This is a genomic window from Streptomyces sp. STAM6 (genome assembly GCF_054963715.1).
Window position 1 is genome coordinate 23,301 of record NZ_JBUEFZ010000047.1, and the last position, 17,748, is coordinate 41,048.

The following is a 17,748-nucleotide window of genomic DNA, read 5'->3' on the forward strand; positions in this document are numbered from 1 at the left end:
CAGGTCCGGGGCCCTTCGCGCAGGGGGCCCTGCGACGGGCCGTCAGCGTCTGGCCGAGAGTGGCAGCACGCTGGGGGACGGTGTGGCGGACGGGCTGAGCCCCGCGGCCGTCGCGAGGTGCAGCGCCGACCCGGTGGGCCGGGCGAGCGGCAGCGGCGTGGCACTGCTCAGCGCGGAGAGACCGCTCAGACCGCCCAGCCCGCTCTGCTGTGCGGCCAGCAGAAAGGGGTGGTCTCCCGGCTGCCGGTTCTGCCGCACCGGTACGCCCGGCAGCGGGGCGGTGCTGTCCGTGGCCCTGACGGGTCCGACTCCCCGGCGGCGGCTGGTCTCGGCGCCGGGCGTCTGGGCGGGTGCGCGGAGCGGGGTGACGCTGTTCCCGCTCCCCTCGCCGCGGGCGTCGAGCGGGGCGACCGTTGGCAGGGCGCCGCCGAGGGCGATGGCCGCGAACGACACGGCGCTGGCGGCGGCGAAGGCGAACCTGCGCCCGCGCCAGGCCGACGAGCGGTCGTGGTCCGGACGGCCCACCGCGTGGATGCGGAAGCCGGCGCCGGGGCCGCCGGGCAGCACGGATTCGGCCGTGCCGTCGGCCGGGGCGTACCGGAAGCCGTCCGTCTTCACCGTGAGGACTCCGTCGCCGAGGCGTCCGGGGCCGAAGGGCCCGCTCCGGTCGTCGTCTCCCGGAGCACCCCCGGGCAACCCCTGGAGGCGTGCGAGCAGCCCCTCCGAGGGAGGAGGAGGGGCTGCCTGGGCGAAGACGCTCTTCAGCCGGCGCTGGGCGTCGGCCTCGGCCTTGCACTTGGGACAGGTCGCCAGGTGGGCCAGGACCCGCTCGCGCGCGTCGTGGCCGAGCTCGCCGTCCACCAGGGCAGCGAGACGGTCCCCCAGGTGCTGTTCCGCGGGGGTAGGACTGGTGCCACTCACGCGGGTCCGCCCTCCCCGCCCACGGCCACGAAGGTGCGCTGCTCGGCCCGGGCCTCGGGCGATCGGTGCTTGAGGGCCTTGCGCAGGTGCGAGCGGCCGCGGTGGATGCGGCTGCGGACGGTGCCGAGCTTCACGCCGAGGGTCGCGGCGATCTCCTCGTACGACAGTCCTTCGATGTCGCACAGCACCACGGCGGCGCGGAACTCCGGTGCGAGGGTGTCGAGCGCCTGCTGGACGTCGGCGTCGAAGTGCGTGTCGTGGAAGACCTGCTGGGGGGACGGCTCCCGGCTGGGCAGCCGCTCGGCCGCGTCGTCGCCGAGGGCGTCGAAGCGGATGCGCTGCTTACGGCGCACCATGTCCAGGAAGAGGTTGGTGGTGATGCGGTGCAGCCAGCCCTCGAAGGTGCCGGGGGTGTAGGTCGACAGCGAGCGGAACACCCGGACGAAGACCTCCTGGGTCAGGTCCTCGGCGTCGTGCTGGTTGCCGGTGAGGCGGTAGGCGAGACGGTAGACCCGGCCACTGTGCGTGCTGACGATCTCCTCCCAGGAGGGCGGAGTCCACGCCTGCGATTCCGCATCCGATGCGAAGGTCGCGGTGGTGGGTGCGAAGTCGGTGGCGGCGTGGGAACGGTCAGCGGTGTCGGTCACGGATTTCGGCTCACCCGCCGACCTGAGAAGGCGCCGAAGCACTCCTCCCCGATCCACAGGCGCAGCCGCACCTCCCCTGTCGGCTCTGGTGGTGTCCAGTGGAGCCCCTACCATAGCCACCTCGCCCGTTAGCTCCGGATAAGAATCTTTACGTGAATTTGGGACCGGCTTCGGGTCTTGATCCATGTAATCCCCCCTGCCCCTCCATAACGCACGGTCCCATCTGCGGGTTCCCGGCCCCGAACGGATACAGTCACCGTTGCGCCAACTACGGGGACAGGAGAGGGTCATTACCGCCAACCGGCAGACGAGCTGGGCGTTCGCCGACGCCTTTGTCGCCGAGGACGATGCTCTGCGCTGGGCCCGTGAGCGGGCCCGGGAGGCAGGGCTGCCCTCGGTGTCGCCAGGCACCGGCGCCGCGCTGCGTTTGCTGGCGGCCACGGCGGACGCCAAGGCGATCGCCGAGATCGGCACGGGGACCGGCGTCTCGGGGATCTACCTGCTGCACGGCATGCGGCCCGACGGCGTTCTGACCACGGTGGACACGGAGCCGGAGCGGCAGCAGTTCGCCCGGCAGGCGTTCCGGGCGGCGGGCTTCGCGGGGAACCGGGCACGGTTCATCCCGGGCCGTGCTCTGGATGTACTCCCCCGGCTCGCGGACGGCGGGTACGACCTGGTCTTCTGCGACGGCGACCGTACCGAGTCCCTCGACTATCTCGCTGAATCGTTGCGCCTGCTGCGACCGGGGGGTCTCGTGTGTTTCGAGGGGGTCTTCGCGGACGGCCGCACGGTCGACTCGGGGGCCCAGCCGGCCGAGGTCCTCAGGCTGCGCGAGCTGCTGCGGACGGTCCGCGAGAGCCAGGAGCTGGTGCCCTCACTGCTGCCCGTGGGCGACGGGCTGCTCTGCGCGGTCAGACGCGGCTGAGCCGAGCGGCCGCGGCCGGACGGCACACGGCTCGACAGGCGCTCGACGGGCACACGGCTCGACGGGGGCGGGGCCGGGACGGGCGCACGGCCGGGCCGGCGTCGCGGGAACGCGAGAGCCCCGGTGGAAGCGCGTGAACGCGTTCCGTACCGGGGCTCTCGGAAAAACCGTGCGCGTTGCCGCGTCAGCCGACGACCTTCTTCAGTGCGTCGCCGAGGGCGTCGGCCTCGTCCGGAGTCAGCTCGACGACAAGCCGACCGCCGCCTTCGAGCGGAACGCGCATGACGATGCCCCGCCCCTCCTTGGTCACCTCGAGCGGGCCGTCGCCCGTCCGCGGCTTCATGGCCGCCATGCTCGTTCCCCTTCCTGAAACCAGCTCATCGTCAGCCGACGGCCCTCTGGCATGGGCACGCATCACCGGCATCGAACACATTGCTTCCAGGTCATTATCCCGCATGGCAGGACCCGATGACCAACATCGGACGGCATCGCTTAGGCAACGCGCTCTCGCAAAACGGCCCAATTCGGGGATCCGCCTGCGATACTTCGCCGCCGCACGCACCGGGGTGACCGGACATTCTTTGACGCAGGTCACATGTCGGAGCCGGACGATCTCCGCCATGCTGAGCGGGACATCGCCGCATCGACTGAGGGGACCTGCCATGGCCGACACCGTGCTGTACGAGGTGAGCGACGGGCTCGCGACGATCACACTCAACCGGCCCGAGGCCATGAACGCCATGAACATCGAGGCGAAGGTCGCCCTGCGGGACGCGCTGCGGACCGCCGCCGACGACGACGCGGTGCGGGCGGTGCTGCTCACCGCTGCCGGGGACCGTGCCTTCTGTGTCGGCCAGGACCTCAAGGAGCACATCGGGCTGCTCCAGGCCGCCCACGAGTCGGGCGGCGGCGACAACGTGATGAACACGGTGAAGGAGCACTACAACCCCATCGTGCGGACGATCACCGAGATGCCGAAGCCGGTGGTGGCCGGCGTGAACGGCGTCGCCGCCGGCGCCGGCGCGGGCTTCGCCTTCGCCGCGGACTACCGCGTGGTGGCGGACACGGCGAAGTTCACCACCTCCTTCGCGGGAGTGGCGCTCACCGCCGACTCGGGCGTCTCCTGGACCCTGCCTCGGCTGATCGGTCCGAGCCGCGCCGCCGACCTGCTGCTCTTCCCCCGCTCGATCACCGCCCAGGAGGCCCAGGAGCTGGGCATCGTGAACAAGCTGGTGCCGGCCGCGGACCTGGCGGCGGAGGCCGAGGCCGTGGCGCGCGCCCTCGCCGAGGGCCCGACCCTCGCCTACGCGGCGATCAAGGAGTCGCTCGCGTACGGGGCGGGACACTCCCTCTCCGAGACCCTGGACAAGGAGGATGAGCTGCAGTCACGGGCCGGTGCCTCCGCGGACCACACGATCGCGGTGACGGCGTTCGTCACGAAGACGAAGCCGGAGTTCACGGGCCGCTGACCGGCCGGGGCGGCCGCCCGCGCCACATCTCCGCGCCGCCCGCCGGCGCGCGGGGCGCGGGCACCCGGGACGGGCGTCGGGCCGACGTCAGGCCCGGGCGGGCCCCCGGGCGACGCAGTCCGCCAGGTGGTCGTCGACCAGGCCGCAGGCCTGCATCAGGGCGTAGGCGGTCGTGGGCCCGATGAAGCGCAGTCCGCGCTTCTTGAGGGCCTTCGACAGGGCGGTCGACTCCTCGGTGACCGCCGGGACGTCGGCGATGGTGCGGGGCGCCGGGCGCGCGGCCGGGTCGGGGGCGTGCGACCAGATCAGCTCGTCCAGCTCGCCCGGCGCCCAGCCGGCCAGCACACGGGCGTTGGCGAGACAGGCGTCGATCTTGGCGCGGTTGCGGATGATGCCCTCGTCGGCGAGGAGCCGCTCGCGGTCGGCGTCGGTGAACTCCGCGACCGTCTTGATCCTGAAGTCCGCGAAGGCGCGGCGGAAGCCCTCACGCCTGCGCAGGATCGTGATCCAGGACAGGCCGGACTGGAACGCCTCCAGGCAGAGCCGTTCGAAGAGGGCGTCGTCGCCGTGGACCGGGCGGCCCCACTCCTCGTCGTGGTACGTCACGTAGTCCGCCGTGGACAGGCCCCACGGGCAGCGCGGCCGTCCGTCCGGCCCCGGGACGGCGGTCACCGGTCCCGCTCCTCGTCCTCGTCCCCGTCCCGGTCTTCGCCGGACGGGCGCTCGGGCCGGGCGCCCGGCTTCTCGAAGAGATCCGGTCCGCCGACCGCCGTGGCCTGGGCCCCGGCCAGCGCCGCCTCCAGCTCGGCGATCCGCGCGTCGCGCTCGGCGAGTTCGGCGCCCAGCCGGCTCAGCACGTCGTCGACGTCCCCCATCCGGTAGCCGCGCGGTGCGAGCGGCAGCCGGAGGGCCTCCACGTCGGCGCGCCCCACGGGCCGGGTCGCCGGCAGCGGGTCGACCAGCTGCTCGGGCGCCGCCTCGGGAAGGACCTCGCTCTCCCCGCCGCCGACCACGGCGAGGGTGACCGCGGCGACGACCACGACCATCGTGATCAGCAAGAACCAGAACACAGCGTGCGCCTCTCCACCGGGAGCGAAAAACGTACCGGAGCCGATCGTGCCATGCGCCACCGACGGTTAAGGTCGCAGGCGACGTAACGCGAGGAGGACAAACGGGATGCTGCGCTTGGGACGGCGTGAATTCGATGCGCACGAGCCGGTGATCATGGCGATCGTGAACCGGACACCCGACTCCTTCTACGACCAGGGGGCCACCTTCCGGGACGAGCCGGCGCTGGCCCGCGTCGAGCAGGCGGTGGCCGAGGGCGCCGCCATCATCGACATCGGCGGCGTGAAGGCCGGTCCCGGCGAGGAGGTGACGGCCGAGGAGGAGGCGCGTCGCACGGTCGGGTTCGTGGCCGAGGTGCGGCGGCGCCACCCGGACGTGGTGATCAGCGTCGACACCTGGCGGCACGATGTGGGCGAGGCGGTCTGCGAGGCCGGCGCCGATCTGCTGAACGACGCCTGGGGCGGGGTCGATCCCCGGCTCGCCGAGGTCGCGGCACGGTACGGCGCCGGTCTGGTGTGCACGCACGCCGGCGGCGCCGAGCCCCGGACCCGGCCGCACCGGATCACGTACGACGACGTGATGGCCGACATCCTGCGGGTGACCGTGGGGCTGGCGGAGCGGGCCGTGTCGCTCGGGGTGCGCCGGGACGGCATCCTGATCGACCCGGGCCACGACTTCGGCAAGAACACCCGGCACAGCCTGGAGGCGACCCGCCGGCTGGACGAGATGGTGGAGACGGGCTGGCCGGTGCTGGTGTCGCTGTCCAACAAGGACTTCGTCGGCGAGACGCTCGACAAGCCGGTCAAGGAGCGGGTGCTCGGCACCCTCGCGACGACCGCGGTCTCGGCGTGGCTGGGCGCGCGCGTCTACCGCGTCCACGAGGTCGCCGAGACCAGGCAGATCCTGGACATGGTGGCCACGATCGCCGGCCACCGCGCCCCGGCGGTCGCCCGCCGGGGACTGGCCTAGGGAGTGTCCCGCCACCGGACGGCGGCGGGAACGGGGCGGCCGACGGGACCGGGCCGGCCGGACCGGCCCGGGGGCCGGCTCAGCGGCCGGGGCCGTGCGGCCCGACCTCCTTGGTGACCAGCGCGACCGCCTCCTCGACGTCGTCCGTGACGTGGAAGAGCAGCAGGTCGTGCTCGGAGGCCTTGCCCCCGGCGATCACCGTGCCGCGGAGCCAGTCGACGAGTCCGGCCCAGTACTCCGTCCCGAAGAGCACGATCGGGAAGCGGGTCACCTTCCGCGTCTGGACCAGCGTCAGTGCCTCGAAGAGCTCGTCGAGAGTGCCGAGCCCGCCCGGCAGGACGACGAAGCCCTGCGCGTACTTCACGAACATCGTCTTGCGGACGAAGAAGTAGCGGAAGTTGACCCCGATGTCGACGTGCGGGTTCAGACCCTGCTCGAAGGGCAGCTCGATGCCCAGGCCGACCGAGATGCCCTTCGCCTCCCGCGCGCCCCGGTTCGCGGCCTCCATGGCCCCGGGCCCGCCGCCGGTGATCACCGCGAAACCGGCCTCGACCAGCGCGCGGCCGATCCGGACGCCCGCCTCGTACTCCGGCGTGCCCTCCGGGGTGCGGGCCGAGCCGAAGACGCTGATGGCACTGGGCAGTTCGGCGAGGGCCCCGAAGCCCTCCACGAACTCCGACTGGATGCGCATGACCCGCCAGGGGTCGGTGTGGACCCACTCGGAGTCGCCCGCCGTGTCCAGCAGCCGCTGATCGGTCGTGCCGGGCTGCACCTGCTCCCTGCGGCGCAGCACCGGACCCAGCCGCTGTTCCGCCAGCGCCCGCAGTCCCTCGGCCTCGGCCTCGGTCTCGGAGTTCCCCATGACCCGCTCCCTCCGCTGAACATCGTTGCTTGGCTCAGGGTAGGACGAGCGACGTTACAAAAGGCGAAATTACGGAGGTCAGGCAGTGAGCCAGTCGTACAGACGGCGCTCGCAGTGCGTGATCTTCTCGACGGCGACGTGCTCGTCCCGCTTGTGCGCGAAGTGCGGATTGCCGGGCCCGTAATTGACCGCCGGGACGCCGAGGGCGCTGAACCGGGCCACGTCGGTCCAGCCGAACTTCGGCTTCGCGGTGCCGCCGACCGCCGCCATGAAGGCCGCGGCCGCCGGGTGGGAGAGCCCGGGCAGCGCGCCACCCGCGTGGTCGTCGACCACGAACTCCTCGACGCCGCAGTCAGCGAAGACCTCACGCACGTGCGCCTCGGCCTCCTCCATGGACCGGTCGGGGGCGTAGCGGTAGTTGACGATCACGGTGCACTCGTCGGGGATCACGTTGGTGGCGACGAAACCGTCGATCCCCACGGCGTTGAGGCCCTCGTGGTACTCGAGGCCGTCGATGACCGGCCGGCGCGGTTCATAGGCGGCCAGGCGGGCGAGGATCGGTGCGGCGGCGTGGATGGCGTTGGACCCCATCCAGCCGCGCGCGGAGTGGGCGCGCTCACCCTTCGTACGGAGGTGGACGCGGAGCGTGCCCTGGCAGCCGCCCTCCACCTCGCCCTCGGAGGGCTCCAGAAGGACGGCGAAGTCGCCGGCGAGCCAGTCCGGGTGTGCTTCCGCCACATGTCCGAGGCCGTTGAGGTGGGAGGCGACCTCTTCGTTGTCGTAGAAGACGAAGGTGAGGTCGCGGTTGGGCTCGGGGACGGTGGCGGCGATCCTCAGCTGCACGGCGACGCCGGACTTCATGTCGGTGGTCCCGCAGCCCCACAGCACTCCGTCGTCGTCCAGCCGGGACGGGACGTTGTCGGCGATGGGCACGGTGTCGATGTGTCCGGCGAGCACGACCCGCTCGGCCCTGCCGAGGTTCGTGCGGGCCACGACGTTGTTCCCGTGCCGGTCCACGGTGAGGTGCGGAAGCGCGCGCAGTGCCTGCTCGATGGCGTCCGCGAGGGGCTTCTCGCTGCCGCTGACCGAGGGGAAGTCGACGAGCGCGGCGGTCAGCGCCGGGCCGTCCTGGCTGAGGTCGAGCACTGATTCGGACATGGTGCCGACCCTATCCCGGCCTCCAGTACGGTTGGCTCCGTGTCCGAGTCCACGACTGCCCGCAGGGGTCGCCGCGTCCGCGTGGCGGCCGCTCTCGCCGTGCTCCTGGCGGTGATCGGGTACGTGGTGGTGCAGTACGTGACGGGCGGAAAGGGCGCCCCGCGCTGCACGGTGGGCAGCGGCAGTACGACGTACCGGCTCAGTCCGGAGCAGGCGTCGAACGCCGCGACGATCGCCGCCGTCGGCACCGGCCGCGGAATGCCGGAGCGCGCGGTCACGATCGCCCTGGCGACGGCGCTGCAGGAGTCGGCGCTGCGCAACATCGACCACGGCGACCGGGACTCGATCGGCCTGTTCCAGCAGCGGCCGTCGCAGGGCTGGGGGACGCAGAAGCAGATCCTCGACCCGGTGTTCTCGGCGAGCCGGTTCTACGAGCGCCTGGCCGAGGTGCCGGGCTATTCGCGGCTGCCGCTGACCGTGGCGGCCCAGCGCGTCCAGCGCAGCGGCTATCCGCAGGCGTACGCGAAGCACGAGCCGGACGCCACGCTGCTGGCGGCGGCGCTGACGGGACGGTCGGCCGCGTCCCTGACCTGTACGTCGGGCAGCGGCGCCGGGCCGCGGCCGGGCGATCCGGCGAAGGTCCGGGCGGAGCTGACGCGGGTGTTCGGCAAGGACGTGCTGGCCGGCGGCACCCGGGGCGGCACGGCGGACATCGCGCTGGCGGTGCCGGCGGCCGGCGGGACGGCGGCGGGCCCGGAGGGCACCAGCGCCGGGGTCGGCGCCGGGGGCGCGCGGCGGGGCTGGGAGCTGGCGCAGTGGGCGGTGGCGCGGGCGGACGACCTGGGCCTCGCCGAAGTGTCCTACGCGGGGCGGGTCTGGAGCGCGAGCCGGTCGGCCGAGGGCTGGCGCACGGGCGGGGATTCCGGCGCCGACGCGGTGCGCATCCGCGTGGTGCGCCAGGCCGCCTAAGGGCTGTCCCGTAATCCCCGGTGGATCAGCGCGCGGCGTCGGATGCGGTGCATCGCAAGGCCGGGGGGCGTCCTCATACTGGGCGTATTCGGGCGTTCCGACAACTCAGCGAGGTACCGTGGCTGTCGCCGTGCGCCCGCCGGGGATTACGGGACAGCCCTTAGGGCGCCCGCGACCGCGGTCGCACACCTTTCGTACGACCTCCGGTCGCTCGTACGACGATTCACCCCGAGGAGTTGATCCCGGCTTTCCCCCGGGCGGCTTTCCGGCGCTTCCCCCGCACCTTCGCGCCTTGCTGCTTTTCCCTTGCGGGCCAAGCGAAGTGACGGTTCTTCAGGCATTCTCGAAGTGCGTTTGTTTGCCCACTTTTCGGCGAAACCGATAATGCGACGCATTACCAACTCTTTACCTTGGGTCACCGCAACCTTCCCGGGCCTCGGACCGGTTGTCACAGCGTCCGATCGTCGGACAGGCACCACTCACGCACCACCAGCCCATGTCTTCTCCCGTCGAAGGAGCACCATGTCCCTCCCCCTGACCCGTCGGATCGCCCGTGCCGCGCTGCTCGTCGCAGCGGGCGCAGCTCCCGTGGTCGGTGCGGCCGGCTCCGCAAGCGCCGTGGAAGCTCTCCCCGCCACTCCCGACCTGGGCGGCGTCGCCGCCCCCGACTCCGGCGCGGTCGCCGACAAGATCGCCGGCACCTCGCAGAACGCCGCCGAGACGGCGGGTGCCACCGGCAACGCGACCGTGAAGAAGGCCATGCCGGCCGCGGGCAACCTCGTCGGCACCACCCACAAGACCGCCGCTCCGGCCGTGCCGGCCGCGCAGCAGGCCGCCGGTGAGGCCGCGGGCAACGCCGGTGGCCTGGTCGGCGGTGCCGCCGCGGCGGCACCGGCCGGTGCGCTCGGCGGCCCGCTCGGCTGAGACCCGGCGCCCGGCAGGCAGCCGGAAGGGCCCGGGGAGCATCCCGCTCCCCGGGCCCTTCCGCATGTCGTGACCGGCGCGGGCCGCCGCGGGCCCTCAGCCCAGCCGCTTGACCGCGGCCTCGACCCGCTCGTCCGTGGCGGTGAACGCCACCCGTACGAACCGCTCGCCCGCCTCGCCGTAGAAGTCGCCGGGCGCGACCAGGATGCCCAGTTCCGCCAGGGACCCCACGGTCTCCCAGCACGGCTCGTCCCGGGTCGCCCACAGGTACAGGCTCGCCTCGCTGTGCTCGATCCGGAAGCCGTGCGACTCCAGCGCCGAGCGCAGCGCGGCCCGCCGGGCCGCGTACCGCGCCCGCTGCTCGCGCACATGGGCGTCGTCGCCGAGGGCCGCGACCGTCGCCGCCTGCACCGGGGCGGGCGTCATCATGCCGCCGTGCTTGCGGATCTGCAGCAGCTCACCGAGCACGGCCGCGTCGCCCGCGATGAACGCCGCGCGGTAGCCCGCCAGGTTGGACCGCTTGGACAGCGAGTGGACGGCGACGATGCCGTCGTACGTACCGCCGCAGACGTCCGGGTGCAGCACCGAGACCGGGTCGGACTCCCAGCCCAGCTCCAGGTAGCACTCGTCACTGAAGACGAGCACCCCGTGCTCGCGCGCCCAGGCGACGATCCGGGTCAGCTCCTCCTTGGGGATGACCCTGCCGGTCGGGTTGGACGGGGAGTTCAGCCAGAGCAGCTTCAGGCCGGCCGGATCCAGCTCCGTCGGGTCGTCGTAGACCACCGGGGTCGCACCGCACAGCCGGGCGCCGACCTCGTAGGTCGGGTAGGCCAGGCGGGGGTGGGCGACCGTGTCACCGGCACCCAGGCCCAGCTGGGTGGGCAGCCAGGCGACCAGTTCCTTGGAGCCGACCACGGGCAGCACATTGGTGTGCGCGAAGCCCCGCGCGCCCAGCCGCCGCTCGCACCAGCCGGTGAGCGCGTCGCGCAGCGCGGCGGTCCCCCACACCATCGGATAGCCCGGCGAGTCGGCCGCGGCGACCAGTGCCTGCCGGACCACTTCGGGGACCGGATCCACGGGCGTGCCGACGGAGAGGTCCACGATGCCGTCCGGGTGGGCCGCGGCCGTCTTCTTGTACGGCTCGAGCTTGTCCCAGGGGAAGACGGGGAGGCGTGCGGAGACGGGGGACACGGGGCTCACTTTCTCGTACGGGCGGGAACGCCGCGGTCCCGTACGGCGGACGTACCGTACGGGACCGAGGGTGTGGAAATCAGCCGTTCTGCGGCGGCAGCGCGGCGATGAAGGGGTGGTCGCGCTCGATCAGACCCAGCTTCGAGGCGCCACCGGGCGAACCGAGCTCGTCGAAGAACTCGACGTTCGCCTTGTAGTAGTCCTTCCACTCCTCCGGAGTGTCGTCCTCGTAGAAGATCGCCTCGACCGGGCAGACCGGCTCACAAGCACCACAGTCGACGCACTCGTCCGGGTGGATGTACAAGGACCGGGAGCCCTCGTAGATGCAGTCGACGGGGCACTCCTCGATGCACGCCTTGTCCTTGACGTCGACACAAGGCTGCGCGATGACGTAGGTCACGCTGTCGTTCCTCCTCGGTAGGGCTGGCTTGCGCGGGAGCGCGGCGTCGTCGATGCCCGCACCTAGTATCTCCGTTCCTGGGGACGATCCGAACAGGAGGGGCGTAGAGAGCTGTGGAATTCACTGCGGGCGGACGACTGGAGGTCCGTATCACCCCCTCTGACGTGGGAAAACGCGTCTCCGTCCGCCGGTTGAGCGACTCCGGGGGGACCGGGGAGAAGTTCACCGACACGGTTGGTGTTCTCACATCATGGAACGAGGGTGTGCTGCTGGTCACACGCCGGACCGGTGAGACCGTCCGTATCCCGGAATCGTCGCTGGTCGCGGGCAAGGTCGTGCCCCCCGCGCCGGCCCGGAGGCGGGGGCCGGCGGCGAGCTTCGAGGAGCTCGCCCGGGTGCAGGCGCGGTCCTGGCAGCCGGTGGAGAGCGAACCACTCGGAGAGTGGACCCTGCGCGCCGCCGGAGGATTCACCCGCAGGGCCAACTCGGCGCTTCCCCTGGGTGATCCCGGCATGGCGCTGGACCCGGCGCTCGCGCGGGTGCGCGCCTGGTACGAGGAGCGGGGCCTGCCGCCGTACATCCAGGCCGCGACCGGCGCGGAGGGCACCCATGAGCCGCTGTGCGCCGCGCTGGAGGAGCGGAGCTGGCTGCGCGAGGTGTCGGCGGAGGTGCGGACCGGAGGGCTGGCGCCGGTCGCGGACCTCCCCGCCGAGGGCGTCCTGCTGTCGCGCTCCCCCGAGGAGCCGTGGCTCCGGCGCTACCAGCGGTTCAATGTGCCGGGGCCCCATGTGCTGCGGGTTCTGGGCAGCGGGCCCTCGGTGTGGTTCGCCACCGTGCCGGGCGGGTCGGAGGTGCCCGCCGCCATCGGGCGGTGCGTCGTGGACGGCCGCTGGGCCGGTTTCATGGCGGTCGAGGTGGCTCCGGAGCACCGGCGCCGCGGCCTGGCCACCGCGGTGATGGCGGCGCTGGCCCGCCGGGCGCTGGACGAGGGCGCCTCGGCCGCATGGCTGCAGGTGGAAACGGACAACGAGGGGGCACGCTCCCTCTACGACGGGATGGGCTTCGCGGTCCATCACCTCTACCACCACTTCCGATCTCCCGAAGCGGGTACGTGATGCGTATGCAGCCGCAGCGCCCCGACCCCGATCGTGATCCGGACCGCCCGGACCCGCGGGAGTGGTTCGCCGAGGAGGTCCGCGAGGAGCGGCCCGACCTCACCACCCTCTGTCTGCTGGTCGGTGCCGAGGCGGACGCGTCGCTGGGGCAGGCCGGGATGGACGCGGCCGAGATCGAGCTGGACCGGCTCGCCGGGATGCTGCCGTACGGCATCCGGGACGCCCGCTCCTGGGTGGGCGCGCTCGGCGAGCTGCTGGGCGAGCGCTGCGGCTTCCACGGCACGCCCGCGGACTACCAGCGCCTGGACTCGTCGCTGCTCCACGAAGTGCTGAGGCGCCGCAGGGGCCTGCCCATCCTGCTGTCCGTGGTCTGGATCGAGGTGGCGCGACGGGCGGGCGCCCCGGTGTACGGCGTGGCGCTGCCGGGCCACTTCGTCGTCGGTTTCGGGGACCCGGAGGAACAGGTGCTGGCCGATCCGTTCGCCGGGGGCCGGCCGCTCACCGGCCAGGACGCGGAGCTGCTGGTGGTGGGTGCGACGGGCGGGCCGCTGAGCGCGTCGATGCTGATGCCCGCCGATCCGCTCGACATCGTGCTGCGGATCCTGAACAACATCCGCGCCTGGGCGGCGCCCCGGCCCGAGCGGTCGGACGTCGCGCTCTGGGCGGTCGAGCTGTCGCTGCTGATGCCCTCCCACCCCGCCCGGCTGCGCTACGAGCGCGCGCAGCTGCTGGTCCAGCGGGGCGACTTCCTGACCGGGGCCGCGGAGATGGACGCGTACGCGCAGGTCGTGGACGCGGTCGAGCCGGTGGCCGCGGAGAAGGTGCGGGAGCTGGCGCGGGCGGCACGGGCGATGCTGAACTGACCGCTCGCGGTCGCGCGCCCCGCCGGTCGGCACGGTGCCCGGCCGCACCGCAGGTCACCACCGCGATCGGCCGCCCCGCACGGCCGGCACGGCGTCGGGCCGCGACACCAGGCGGCGCTGTGGTCGGCCGTCTCGTAGATCGGCACGCGGCATTCGGGCGCACAGCAGGTCGCCACCGCGATCGGCCGCAGCGCGCGGCCGGCACGGCGTCCGGCCGCGACACACCGGGCGGCACCGTCGTCCGCCGCGCCCCCGGTCCACCACAGTCGGCCGCACCGCAGGTCGCCACCGCATACGCGCACCGCGCGGGAAGCGCGGCGTCCGGCCGCTCGACACCGGCGGCACCGTCGCCGGCACGGTGTCCGGTCGGTACGGACGCGGCAGCGGGGCACAGGCCGTGTCGAAGGCGAGCCGTGTCCCCGCGGCGTCGGTTGCACCGCCGGTGGGCGGCCGGGCCGCGTCAGCCGTACACCACGGTCCAGGGCCGGACCGGCCGCTGCTCCAGCTCGGAGGCGGGCGAAGCCGGGGGCTCGCCGGTGCATCCGGGGTCACCGCGCCGGTGCCCCGCGTCGCCCGCGCCCGGACCGGGTCCCCCGGTGGGCCCGTCGTCGCCCCGGGACAGCGGCCCGGTGGCCGACGTACGGTCGCGGGCGAGGACGCCGGCCGCGAGTTCCGCGAACCGCCGGACCGCCGGGTGGGCGCCCTGCTCGGGCCAGACCGGGGTGATCCGCTGGACGAGGGGCCGTCCGGCCAGCGGGCGCCAGGCCACGCGGGGCTCCTTGCGCGCCACCGGGCCCTGGTCGAAGGCGACCCCGCGGCCGGCCGTGACCAGGCCGATCAGGAACTCCGGATTGCGGGCGTGCCGGACACGGCCGGGGGTGAAGCCCGCCCGGCGGCACAGGTCCAGGACGGCGTCGTACCAGCCGGGTGCGGTGGCCCGGGGGAAGAGCACCAGGTCGTGCCCGGTCAGGTCGGCGAGGGTGACCTCCGGGAGCCGGGCCAGCGGTGAGGTGCGGGGCAGGACGACCCCGAGCTCCAGCCGTACCTCCGGGCCCAGGGCGAGTTCGGTGGCGTCCACGGGCTGGTGGACGAGTCCCGCGTCGAGCCGCCCCGACGCCAGCATCCGCAGCTGTTCCTCGGTGGTCACCTCCTGGAGGTCGACCCGGAGGCCGGGGGCATGCCGGGAGCACGCGTCGAGCAGCGCGTGCAGCACCGGGGCCGGTGTGTCCGGCGGGACCCCGGCGCGGAGTGTGCCGAGGTCGCCGTCACGGGCGCGGAGCACGAGGGCCCTCGTCCGCTCCTCGCGGGCCAGCAGCTCGCGCGCCTCGTCGAGCAGGACCGCCCCGGCCGCCGTCAGCCGCACCTGACGGCGTGAGCGGTCGAAGAGTTCGGCCCCGAGGTCCTTCTCCAGCCGGCGGACGGCCTGGCTGAGCGGCGGCTGGGCCATGCCGAGCAGCTCGGCGGCCCGGCTGAAGTGCAACTCCTCGGCGACGACGACGAAGATACGCAGGTGGCGCAAGAGATCCACACGTCGACTCTAGCCGGGGGGCGGATAGTTGATCGAAGGACGTTTGAGCGCGGTGTTCGCGGCGGCGGGCGCGGAGGGCCGGCTGCATGCCGTCGGCGTGGACACCGAGGCGGAGACGGGCCTCGGGGCGGACGACCCGGTCGTCATCGCCTCGGTGTTCAAGGTGCTGCTGGTGCTGGAGTTCGCCCGGCAGGTGGCGGCGGGCCAGCTCGACCCCCGGGAACGGGTCCTGGTCCGGGCGGAGCACCGGCTGGGCGGATGGGGCACGGCGGGCTGCGCGGACGACGCCGAACTGTCGCTGCGGGACCTCGCGTTCTTCGCCCTCTCGGTGAGCGACAACACGGCGGCGGACCTGCTGATGGAGCGGGTGGGGCTGGACACGGTCCGGCTGCTCGCCGCGGAGCTCGGCCTGGCCCGTACGCACATCCTGGGCGGTCCACGGCAGGTGCTGGAGGCGATGCTGGCCGAGGTCGGGGCCCGTAACGAGGCGGAGTTCGCCGCCGTCTACCCGACGCTCCGCGCCGAGGAGGTCGGCCGGCTGAGCGTGCTGGACCCGGCCCGTACGAACGCGAGCACACCGCGTGACATCACCCGGTTGCTGCGGCTGATCTGGCGCGACGAGGCGGGCTGCGCCGAAGCATGCGCTTTCGTCCGGGGACTGATGGCCCGCCAGGTGTTCCGGCACCGGCTCGTGGCCGGCTTCCCCGACGAGGCGTCCGTCGCCGCGAAGACGGGCACGCTGCCCGGCCTGCACATCGAGGCGGGTGTCGTGGAGTACCCGGACGGCGGCCGGTACGCGGTGGCCGTCTTCGCCCGCACGCCGGACCTGGCGACCGGCCGTACCGCGACGGACGCGGCGATCGGGAGGGCGGCGCGGATCGCCGTCGACCGGCTGCGAGGCCTCTGACCCGCATCGATACGGATTCCGGTATGGAAAGCGGGCCGTTCGGGTCTTGGACGCAGCCCTACCGGGCCTGTTCTGCTACGCCCCATGACGCACACCGACGCACACTCTTTCGGGCGCCGCACGATGCTGCGCGGCGCCGCGGCCGGAGCGGCTGCCGGAGCCGCCCTTCCCCTGCTGCCGGGTCCGGCCGGGAAAGCCGCGGCGGCACCCGGCCGCCCGGGCCGGACACGGGCGGACGCGGCCTCGCTGCGCTGGCTCGGCACCTCGGGCTGGCGCATCGACATCGCCGGCCGGACGGTGCTCTTCGACCCCTACGTCACCCGCTTCCGTACCGGCCTGTTCGGGCCGAAGGTCCCGGGTGGACCGGTGGGATTCGACGCCACGACGGAACTGACCACCGACGAGGCCCTGGCCACCCGGCACGCGGGCCGCCCGCAGCTGATCCTGGTCAGCCACAGCCACTGGGACCACATCAACGACGTGCCGTTCCTGGCGCGTTCGACCGGGGCGCGGGTGGTCGGCACGGAGACGACCTACCACCTGCTGTGCGCACTCGGCGTGGATCCCAAGCAGATATCGGTGGTCAAGGGCGGGGAGGTGCTGGACTTCGACGGGTACACGGTGGAGGTGGTGGCGAGCCTCCACAGTCGCAACGCCCGCCACTCCTACCTCTTCCCCCGCACCCTCAACGCTCCGCCGGCCGAGCCCCCGAAGACCGTCGCCGATCTGCCCGAGGGCGACACCCTGGCCTTCCTGCTGACCGTCGCCGACGGTCCCTCGATCTTCCTGATGGGCGCGAGCGACTTCGCCGAACGCGCGGCCGACGGACTGCGCCCGGACATCGCGACCATCGCCGTCCCGTCCAGCACGGCGACCCACCGCTACGTACCCCGACTACTGCGGGCGCTCGGCGATCCCGGCATCGTCGTCCCGGTCCACTGGGACGACTTCGAGGAGCCCCTGTCGTCCCCGCCGCGCCGCGATCCCTCGTCCCGTCTGGACGCCCTGCTCGACGAGGTCCGGACCGCGAGCCCGGCGTCCCGGATCGTGGTGCCGGACTACCGGACGGTGTACGGGGCGGACATGCGGGCGCTGCGCCGCATCCCGGCTTGATCCATTTCTCCGGCCCATGACAGGCTGTTCGCACAAGCATTCTGCGAATGCATATGAGTACGGGGGTACTTGGGGTCATGGCTGTCACAGTGCCGGACTGGGCCGATACGCTGCTTGACCTTGTGGGGGTGAACTGGCCCAACGTTGACGAGGACGCCTATCGGGAGATGGCGGACGCGCTCAGGGAGTTCGCGGACGATCTCGCCGACGACGGTCAGCTCGCCAACAACCACATGGAGCGTTTGCTGTCGTCGGGTCACGGCGAGGCGATGGACGCGCTGAACGAGCACTGGGGCAAGGTCAAGGGCAAGCACCTGAAGGACATGGTGTCCGCCGCCCGGACGATCGCGGGCGCACTCGACATGGCCGCGGGCGCGATCGAGACCATGAAGTGGAAGGCGGTCGCGGAGCTGGGCATTCTGGCCGGGCAGACGGGCCTGGCCATGGCGCTGATACCCGTGACGGGCGGTCTGTCGGCCCTGCTCGGCGCCGGTGCGATCGCGTTCACGAAGAAGCAGCTGCTGAAGCTCATCACGGGCGCGATGGAGGAGGCGGTCGGTCACATCGTGGCGGTGATGACCGAGCCGGCCGTGGCGGCGCTGGAGAACATGGCCGCGGACCTGGTGGTCCAGGTCAGCATGGACGCCCTGGGCGTCCAGAACGGTGTGAACCTCGACCAGACGAAGCAGGCCGGGAAGGACGGCTTCAACGAGGGTGTC

20 protein-coding genes are annotated in these 17,748 nt (G+C 72.8%); 10 read left to right on the forward strand and 10 right to left on the reverse strand.

The features are described 5' to 3' along the window. Positions 1–42: 42 nt before the first annotated feature. Together ACY34K_RS31250 and sigE are read right to left on the reverse strand one after the other, a co-directional pair. Positions 43–921 (reverse strand): anti-sigma factor family protein, encoded by an 879-nt coding sequence (locus ACY34K_RS31250; RefSeq protein WP_462753144.1) that lies wholly within the window; start codon positions 919–921, stop codon positions 43–45. Beyond that, positions 918–1,682 carry an RNA polymerase sigma factor SigE gene (gene sigE / locus ACY34K_RS31255; protein ID WP_462753146.1) on the reverse strand — a complete coding sequence of 255 codons (765 nt, stop codon included), beginning with the start codon at positions 1,680–1,682 and terminating at the stop codon, positions 918–920. The genes ACY34K_RS31250 and sigE overlap by 4 nt, the downstream gene beginning before the upstream one ends. 145 nt (positions 1,683–1,827) lie before the next feature. Between sigE and ACY34K_RS31260 the strand changes: the two genes are divergently transcribed. Continuing rightward, the gene (locus ACY34K_RS31260) at positions 1,828–2,493 is read left to right on the forward strand and encodes an O-methyltransferase (RefSeq protein WP_462753148.1); all 666 of its coding nucleotides are present in this window, start codon (positions 1,828–1,830) and stop codon (positions 2,491–2,493) included. Between the two features lie 184 nt (positions 2,494–2,677). On the opposite strand, the gene ACY34K_RS31265 is transcribed toward ACY34K_RS31260, so the two are convergent. Further along, positions 2,678–2,845: a DUF3117 domain-containing protein gene (locus ACY34K_RS31265; protein ID WP_003966491.1), complete on the reverse strand. Its 168-nt coding sequence runs from the start codon at positions 2,843–2,845 to the stop codon at positions 2,678–2,680. A 310-nt stretch (positions 2,846–3,155) separates the two neighbouring features. On the opposite strand from ACY34K_RS31265, the gene chcB reads away from it, so the two are divergent. Next, positions 3,156–3,962 carry a 2-cyclohexenylcarbonyl CoA isomerase gene (gene chcB / locus ACY34K_RS31270; protein WP_462753150.1) on the forward strand — a complete coding sequence of 269 codons (807 nt, stop codon included), beginning with the start codon at positions 3,156–3,158 and terminating at the stop codon, positions 3,960–3,962. 87 nt (positions 3,963–4,049) lie between these two features. On the opposite strand, the gene ACY34K_RS31275 is transcribed toward chcB, so the two are convergent. Together ACY34K_RS31275 and ACY34K_RS31280 are read right to left on the reverse strand one after the other, a co-directional pair. After that, positions 4,050–4,634, reverse strand: a complete 585-nt coding sequence (locus ACY34K_RS31275) for a DNA-3-methyladenine glycosylase I (RefSeq protein WP_462753152.1) — start codon at positions 4,632–4,634, stop codon at positions 4,050–4,052. Beyond that, the gene (locus tag ACY34K_RS31280; protein WP_462753154.1) at positions 4,631–5,032 is read right to left on the reverse strand and encodes a cell division protein DivIVA; all 402 of its coding nucleotides are present in this window, start codon (positions 5,030–5,032) and stop codon (positions 4,631–4,633) included. Before ACY34K_RS31280 ends, ACY34K_RS31275 begins: the two co-directional genes overlap by 4 nt. A 106-nt stretch (positions 5,033–5,138) precedes the next feature. On the opposite strand from ACY34K_RS31280, the gene folP reads away from it, so the two are divergent. Beyond that, positions 5,139–5,999 (forward strand): dihydropteroate synthase, encoded by an 861-nt coding sequence (gene folP, locus ACY34K_RS31285; RefSeq protein ID WP_462753156.1) that lies wholly within the window; start codon positions 5,139–5,141, stop codon positions 5,997–5,999. A gap of 79 nt (positions 6,000–6,078) precedes the next feature. On the opposite strand, the gene ACY34K_RS31290 is transcribed toward folP, so the two are convergent. Beyond that, complete coding sequence (locus tag ACY34K_RS31290) at positions 6,079–6,861, reverse strand: LOG family protein (RefSeq protein ID WP_462753158.1); 783 nt, start codon at positions 6,859–6,861, stop codon at positions 6,079–6,081. Between the two features lie 78 nt (positions 6,862–6,939). Then, positions 6,940–8,019 (reverse strand): succinyl-diaminopimelate desuccinylase, encoded by a 1,080-nt coding sequence (gene dapE / locus ACY34K_RS31295; RefSeq protein ID WP_462753160.1) that lies wholly within the window; start codon positions 8,017–8,019, stop codon positions 6,940–6,942. A gap of 39 nt (positions 8,020–8,058) precedes the next feature. On the opposite strand from dapE, the gene ACY34K_RS31300 reads away from it, so the two are divergent. Together ACY34K_RS31300 and ACY34K_RS31305 are read left to right on the forward strand one after the other, a co-directional pair. After that, positions 8,059–8,988 carry a hypothetical protein gene (locus ACY34K_RS31300; RefSeq protein ID WP_462753162.1) on the forward strand — a complete coding sequence of 310 codons (930 nt, stop codon included), beginning with the start codon at positions 8,059–8,061 and terminating at the stop codon, positions 8,986–8,988. 522 nt (positions 8,989–9,510) lie between these two features. Further along, positions 9,511–9,912, forward strand: coding sequence for an ATP-binding protein (locus tag ACY34K_RS31305; protein ID WP_462753164.1), 402 nt, complete (start codon positions 9,511–9,513; stop codon positions 9,910–9,912). 96 nt (positions 9,913–10,008) lie between these two features. Here ACY34K_RS31305 and dapC read toward each other — a convergent pair whose 3' ends face one another. Continuing rightward, positions 10,009–11,103 (reverse strand): succinyldiaminopimelate transaminase, encoded by a 1,095-nt coding sequence (dapC, locus tag ACY34K_RS31310; RefSeq protein WP_462753166.1) that lies wholly within the window; start codon positions 11,101–11,103, stop codon positions 10,009–10,011. Between the two features lie 79 nt (positions 11,104–11,182). Beyond that, the gene (gene fdxA, locus ACY34K_RS31315; RefSeq protein ID WP_003985062.1) at positions 11,183–11,503 is read right to left on the reverse strand and encodes a ferredoxin; all 321 of its coding nucleotides are present in this window, start codon (positions 11,501–11,503) and stop codon (positions 11,183–11,185) included. A 113-nt stretch (positions 11,504–11,616) separates the two neighbouring features. On the opposite strand from fdxA, the gene ACY34K_RS31320 reads away from it, so the two are divergent. Both ACY34K_RS31320 and ACY34K_RS31325 read left to right on the forward strand, forming a co-directional pair. Continuing rightward, positions 11,617–12,618, forward strand: a complete 1,002-nt coding sequence (locus ACY34K_RS31320; RefSeq protein WP_462753168.1) for a GNAT family N-acetyltransferase — start codon at positions 11,617–11,619, stop codon at positions 12,616–12,618. Positions 12,619–12,623: 5 nt separating this feature from the next. Continuing rightward, positions 12,624–13,481 (forward strand): transglutaminase family protein, encoded by an 858-nt coding sequence (locus ACY34K_RS31325; RefSeq protein ID WP_462753170.1) that lies wholly within the window; start codon positions 12,624–12,626, stop codon positions 13,479–13,481. A gap of 460 nt (positions 13,482–13,941) precedes the next feature. On the opposite strand, the gene ACY34K_RS31330 is transcribed toward ACY34K_RS31325, so the two are convergent. After that, positions 13,942–15,000 carry a LysR family transcriptional regulator gene (locus ACY34K_RS31330; protein WP_462753178.1) on the reverse strand — a complete coding sequence of 353 codons (1,059 nt, stop codon included), beginning with the start codon at positions 14,998–15,000 and terminating at the stop codon, positions 13,942–13,944. 37 nt (positions 15,001–15,037) lie between these two features. Here ACY34K_RS31330 and ACY34K_RS31335 point away from each other — a divergent pair, with 37 nt between their 5' ends. The 3 genes from ACY34K_RS31335 to ACY34K_RS31345 form a co-directional block, all read left to right on the forward strand. Further along, positions 15,038–15,916, forward strand: coding sequence for a serine hydrolase (locus tag ACY34K_RS31335; RefSeq protein ID WP_462753172.1), 879 nt, complete (start codon positions 15,038–15,040; stop codon positions 15,914–15,916). 84 nt (positions 15,917–16,000) lie between these two features. Beyond that, positions 16,001–17,029, forward strand: a complete 1,029-nt coding sequence (locus tag ACY34K_RS31340) for an MBL fold metallo-hydrolase (RefSeq protein WP_462753174.1) — start codon at positions 16,001–16,003, stop codon at positions 17,027–17,029. Between the two features lie 77 nt (positions 17,030–17,106). Next, the coding region (locus tag ACY34K_RS31345) for a WXG100-like domain-containing protein (protein WP_462753176.1) at positions 17,107–17,748 on the forward strand (642 nt) is incomplete at its 3' end.